The 2,472-nt window shown below is 67.4% G+C and carries 3 protein-coding genes and 1 pseudogene; 1 reads left to right on the top strand and 3 read right to left on the bottom strand.

Features of this window, described 5'->3' with window-relative positions:
• A partial coding sequence (locus AC1D01_RS29980; protein WP_477872928.1) for a Ppx/GppA phosphatase family protein occupies positions 1–1,061 on the top strand: 1,061 nt, incomplete at its 5' end.
• Positions 1,062–1,075: 14 nt separating this feature from the next.
• On the opposite strand, the gene AC1D01_RS29975 is transcribed toward AC1D01_RS29980, so the two are convergent.
• From AC1D01_RS29975 to AC1D01_RS29965, 3 genes and pseudogenes are all read right to left on the bottom strand, one after another.
• Positions 1,076–1,351, bottom strand: a complete 276-nt coding sequence (locus AC1D01_RS29975) for a hypothetical protein (protein ID WP_477872926.1) — start codon at positions 1,349–1,351, stop codon at positions 1,076–1,078.
• 144 nt (positions 1,352–1,495) lie between these two features.
• Positions 1,496–2,197: a helix-turn-helix transcriptional regulator gene (locus AC1D01_RS29970; protein ID WP_477872924.1), complete on the bottom strand. Its 702-nt coding sequence runs from the start codon at positions 2,195–2,197 to the stop codon at positions 1,496–1,498.
• A gap of 21 nt (positions 2,198–2,218) precedes the next feature.
• Positions 2,219–2,472 (bottom strand): annotated as a pseudogene (locus AC1D01_RS29965) (Y-family DNA polymerase); the annotation flags it as partial.

Raw genomic sequence — 2,472 nt, 5'->3', positions numbered from 1 at the left:
TCCTCGGCCAGGGCCGCACGCCGCTGCGCGCCGAGTCGTTCCAGGTCGGCAGCGTCAGCCTGTCGATGCGCTACTTCGCCGACGGGCGCTTCAGCGAGGCCGCGTTCCGCGCCGCGCAGGTGGCCGCCGGCGCCGAGCTCGAGGAAGCGCTGTCACCCTTCGCGCCGCAGCACTGGCGCGAGGCGCTGGGTTCGTCGGGCACGGCCGGCGCGGTGTCGCAGTTGCTGCAGGCAAGCGGCATCACCGACGGCGCGATCACGCCCGACGGCCTGCGCTGGTGCATCGAGCAGTGCCTGAAGGCCGGCCGCATCGACAAGCTGAGCCTGCCCGGGTTGAAGGAAGACCGCCGCGCGGTGATCGCCGGCGGCCTCGCGATCCTGTACACGCTCGCGACGCACTTCGGCATCCAGCTGCTGCAGCCGGCGCGCGGCGCGCTGCGCCAGGGCGTGATCTTCGACCTCGACGAGCGGCTGCATGCCGAATCGCGCGACCGCGAGGGTCACGACATGCGCGACGCTTCGGTGGTGGAGATGCAGCGGCGCTTCGAGGTCGACACCACGCAGGCCTGGCGCGTCGCGAGCGTGGCCGATGCGCTGCATGCGAGCGTGGCGCCGCAGCGCAGCCCGATCCAGGCGCGCGAGCTGCGCTGGGCCTGCGCGCTGCACGAGATGGGCATGATGATCTCGCACCACGACCACCATCGGCACAGCGCCTACGTGCTGGGCAATGTCGATGCGGCGGGCTTCTCGCAATCTCAGCAGCGCCGGCTCGCCGAGCTGGTGCTGGCGCAGCGCGGCGGCCTGCGCAAGGTGGAGCCGCAGCTCGCGAACACCGATTTCGCGGCCCAGGTGCTGTGCCTGCGGCTGGCCATCATCAAGTGCCATGCGCGCGGGCCGGTCGACCCGACTGCGCTCCAGCTGCAGCTGGGCGGCCGGCAGGCCACGCTCGGCTTCACCGAAGGCTGGGCGCAGACGCACCCGCGCACGCTGTTCCTGCTGAACGAGGAGGTGGAGGCGTGGCAGCGCAGCAACCTGTTGAAGCTGGCGCTGAAGCCGCGCTGACCGTCATCGGGAACTCAGCTGCCTGCGGCCTTGCTCCAGCGGCGGATGCGCGCGCGCAGATCACGCTGCTGCTTCTCGTCCAGCGGCATGTGTGCCACTTGAGCGAGAGCTTGATCCGGCTCGACATGCCCATGCGCCACAAGCGCCCGGCAAAAGTAGCGCTCCTTCTCTCGACCAGCCCACGCCTTCGACATGAAGAGGTCCAGGACATCCAGGCAGTAACCCACCCGGTCGTTGGTGTTGCCATTCTGAATTCGATGCACGCGACTCATCCACTCTGCAGGCAACATGGCTGTTTCAGGACCAACCCCCTGGGCGTAGTACCCGTAGGACTCATGAAAGGTCGAGCCCTCGCCAATGGCCCCTTCGATCTTCTCGGCGAGTTCGGGTGCATGAAGTGGACGCGCGGATGATGTGCTCGAGTTCTTCCCGTGTCACGGATTCTCCTGCTGCTCCACATCACCGAACATGACACCCTTCTTCAGCCGGCTCACCTGAGCCAGCACGTCACGCCGCACGTCATCGGGCAACACGGTGACCAGCGGCGAAGCCTGGCGAAGTTCCTGCGCACGCCGTGTTCGACCCAGGATCTTCCGCCACCGCTCATGAAGGAGGATGTCTTGCCATTCCCGCCACAAACCCGCGGACCGCGACTCTCCGGCGTCGAGCCAGCGCTGCAGTGTGTCCTGCGCTTGCCGCACCAGCCGCGGATCGGCGCGAGCACGTCGGACAGCTTCTTCATGCAGGGCCATGCTTTGCAGATCCTGGATCAGGTGGTGCGACGAATCTGTCGAAACTCGCACTTGCACCAAAGGTCGCGCACGGCGTGAGTTCGCTGCAGCCGACCCTGACGGCGCCGGCTGCAACGCATCCCCCGCCAAGAGCGCCAAGTCACCACTGATGCCCAGGACAGACATGACCTGCAGATAGGTCCCGATCGAAGGCGCCGGGTCACCCGACTCGACGGCCCTCAGGGTGTTCCGGGTGATCCCCACGCGCGCTGCCATCTCGACCGTGCCCAAGCCCTGCCCCTTGCGCAGGCGCTTGAGTCGGTCGCCGAATTGCAGCAGCAGCTGACGTTGCAGGACGGGGGTAAGTTTGGCGTCACTCACTTCTTTGGTGAAAATTTTGACCAATTTACCAGCTTGAAATTCGGACTATCCGAACCGCCCCTGCAGGAACCACCCCTCGCCCTCCGACTGCGCCGACAGCGGCAGCCGCGCGCGGTAGATCCACACCAGCGCGCCATCGGGCAGCTGCGCGATGAAGTAGTCGCGCTCGACCGCGTCGCCGTCCCACCAGCCGGCCTCGATGCGTTCCGGCCCGGCCAGCAGCTGCAGCAGGTGGCCGTCGAGCATCGGCTGCGACTGCTTCTGCGGCAGCGGCATCGCCTGCGGCAGCAGCCACACCG

This window comes from Rhizobacter sp. P3_B12 (assembly GCF_056402895.1).
Note: the sequence above shows the minus strand (reverse complement) of the source record. Positions and strands in the feature narration are given on the sequence as shown.